This window comes from Frankia sp. CgJB1 (genome assembly GCF_977947065.1).
In genome coordinates this window covers 1-3239 of the sequence record NZ_CDWTNB010000272.1, presented here as the reverse complement: position 1 = coordinate 3239, position 3239 = coordinate 1, and the positions used below count along the sequence as shown (strand labels likewise).

The 3239-nt window shown below is 75.2% G+C and carries 2 protein-coding genes and 1 riboswitch; of the genes, one reads left to right on the top strand and one right to left on the bottom strand.

Annotated elements, in window-relative coordinates:
- Positions 1–1884 (bottom strand): VWA domain-containing protein (locus AC08OT_RS19730; RefSeq protein WP_476603180.1); only part of this gene is annotated, 1884 nt, incomplete at its 3' end.
- Positions 1885–2244: 360 nt separating this feature from the next.
- Positions 2245–2326, bottom strand: a riboswitch (cobalamin riboswitch).
- 275 nt (positions 2327–2601) lie between these two features.
- Between AC08OT_RS19730 and AC08OT_RS19725 the strand changes: the two genes are divergently transcribed.
- Positions 2602–3239: pentapeptide repeat-containing protein (locus tag AC08OT_RS19725; protein ID WP_476603179.1), on the top strand; the 638-nt coding region annotated here is incomplete at its 3' end.

Sequence of the window (3239 nt, the reverse complement as noted above, 5' to 3'; positions counted from 1 at the left end):
GCCGTCGGTGACGACCACGAGCAAGGCCCGCCGCGCCGGATCACGGCGCCGTTCGGCGCGCAGGACCTCACCGGCGAGGCCCAGCCCGGCGGCCAGCGGGGTCCGCCCGCCGGTGGGCAGCGCGCGCAGCCGGGCCGCGCCCACCTCCACGCTCGAGGTCGGCGCGAGCACCACCTCCGCCCCCAACCCCCGGAAAGTGATCATCCCGATCCGGTCGCGGCGCTGGTAGGCGTCGACGAGCAGGGCCAGCACGGCCGTGGTGACCAGGGTCATCCGCGTGCGGGCGGCCATCGACCCGCTGGCATCGACGACGAACAGCACCAGGTTGCCCTCCCGGCCGACGCGCACGGCGCCACGGCGGTCCGCCGGGACCAGCACGAGGCCAGGTCCGCACCGGCCGCGGGAGGCCTGGAACGGGGCGGCGGCGAGCAGGGTCGCCGGCAGATGCAGGCCGGGTGCGTCCGCGGCGGTGGTGACGAGCGCGCCGCGGCTGCCGCGGGCCGGGGACCGACGCCCGGTGGTTCCCGAGGAGGTTCCGAGACCGGCGACGGTGAGCAGCCGCGGCCGAAACGCCGCCGCCGGTGCGCCGGCGAGCCGGGACGAGGCCGCCGCCGCGGTCGAGGCCGCCATCGCGGTCGGAGACATCGACGGGGACGGGGACGGGGACGGGGACGGTCGTGCCGACCACCGGTCCCCGCCATTCCCGTCCCCCGCACCGCCGCCGCCGTGGGGACCGCCGTCACCACCGGGCGCGCCCCCCGAACCGCCGCCGTCGGGCGGGTCGTCATCGGGGCGCGCACCGTTCACCGGTACACCGGACTCCCCGGCTTCGCGTTCGGCCCCGACGCGCTCGTCGAGACCGGCCAGGGCCTCGTCGAGGACGGCGTCGAGGGTCTCGTCGTCCATTCCGGGGGCGTCGAACGGCCCGCGGCGGCGGCGATGCGGTAGCGCGAGACGGGCACCGGTACGGATGTCGGCGGCGAGCACCGTGGTCCGTCCCGCCCACGCGGCGAGTGCCATCGCGGTCTTGGCCAGCACCACGTCGGCGCGCATGCCGTCGACGTCGCAGCCGGCGCAGATGGCGGTGACGGCCCGCAGCGCCGCGTCGGTGAGCCGGACCGTGCCGAGCCGGCCGCGGGCGGCGACGACCCGGGCCGCGAGTTCCGCCTCCGCGTCCGCCCAGGTCGCGGCGAACCCGGCCGGGTCGGCTTCGAACGCCAGCCGGCGGCGGACGACCTCCGCGCGCACCGCCGGGTCACGGCTGGCCGCGACGTGCACGGTCAGCCCGAACCGGTCGAGCAGTTGCGGACGCAGCTCGCCCTCCTCCGGGTTCATCGTCCCGACCAGCAGGAACACCGCCGGATGGCGCACCGACACCCCGTCGCGTTCGACGTGGGCGACCCCGAAGGCGGCGGCGTCGAGAAGCAGGTCAACGAGATGGTCCCCCAGCAGGTTGACCTCGTCGACGTAGAGCAGCCCGCGGTGGGCGGCGGCGAGCAGACCCGGGCGCAGGACGCTGACCCCGTCGGCCAACGCCCGGTCCAGATCGAGGGAACCGGTCACCCGGTCTTCGGAGGCGCCCACGGGCAGTTCCACCAGCCGGGCCGGACGGGTCAGTGACGACGACGGCGACGGCGACGGCGCGGGATGCGGGCCGTCGGGGCAGTCCGGTGACGGCGCGTCCGGCGCGCAGGAGAACCGGCAGTCCTCCACGACCGCCACCGGGGGCAGCAGGGCGGCTAGGCCGCGCACGGCGGTGGACTTGGCGGTGCCCTTCTCCCCACGCACGAGGATTCCGCCCAGCGTGGGGGAGACCGCGTTGAGCAGCAGGGCCAGGCGCAGGTCGTCCATACCGACCACCGCCGATAGCGGGAAGCTCACCACGGTGTCGACGCCGTCGAGGCGAGCGGGTGTCGCCGGTGCACCGTGTGCGGCTGACAGGATCGACACGACCGGCACGACGGACACCGATGCGGCGCGTACGACGGGTGCGGCGCGTACGACGGGTGCGGCGCGTACGGCCGGGATGGCCGACGTGGCCGGTCTGGCAGTGGTACGGGCATGCCGGGGTCCTCCCAGGGTCCTCGCCCATGGTCATCACGGCGACGGCCGGAGTATCCTGGCTCCCGGATCAACGCGCACCTTCGGCCTTCCAGCCGCCGCTGCGGCCGTGGCCCGTCGCCCCGTCCGGGCGGCTCGGGGTTCCTCTCCGGACCCCTGGTCGGGCGATCGCCGGGCATGCCCGCCTCCTCGCCGGCGAGCATGCCCGGGAAGGTTCACTTCCCGGTGACAGTGGCGGGACCGCGCCGGACTCGCACCGGCTTCCTCCCCTGCTGTCGCGTCTGTCAGCATGACATATCCGAGGATCGCGGGCGGGGGGACCGCGGGCGAACTGGTATCCCGCCCCCAGGCCAGCCCGAGGCCGGTGGACACGGGGGTGGCGACTTCATCCTCCGCGGTTGCGTCTGTCAGAATGATGTCTCCCGTTGACGTTCAGAAGGGCACACACTTTGCCCGACGATCTCGATCCCGCCGCGGGAATCATCGGGGACGCCCGCGGCCGGCTGCGGACGCTGTTTCGCGCTGTGCTGCGTGGCACCGGTGTTCTCCGCCTCGGTGGACTTCACGATTGACAAACCCGCCGGCACGGCCTGCCCCAACCTGAACGCGGGCTTCGGCTGCGCTGTCCACGAGCAGCTGCGGCCGCGGGGGTTCCGCGGCTGCGCTGTGTACGACTGCTTCGGCGCCGGGCAGCAGGTCTGCCAGGTCACCTACGGCGGGCGGGACTGGCGGGCGGCACCGGACAGTGCCCGGCGGATGTTCGATGTCTTCGCGGTCATGCGGGCGCTGCACGAGCTGCTGTGGTATCTGAGCGAGGCGCTGAGCCTGCCTGCCGCCGCCCCGCTGCACGCCGAGCTGCATGACGCCCGCGCCCGCACCACGCTGCTGACCTGCGCCGACGCTGACACGCTGCTCGCCGTGGACGTCCCCGCGCTGCGTCGGGCGGTCCATCTGCTGCTGCTGCAGGCCAGCGACCTGGTCCGCGCCGAGCTGCCGGTCCGCGCCGGGAGCAGGCGCCCCCGCGGCGCCGACCTGCTCGGCGCGAACCTCGCCGGGGCGGACCTGCGCGGCGCGGACCTGCATGGCGCCCTGTTCGTCGTTCAGGCCCAGCTCGACGCCGCCCGCGGGGACGCCACCACGGCGCTGCCCCCGGCCCTGACCCGCCCCGTGCACTGGAC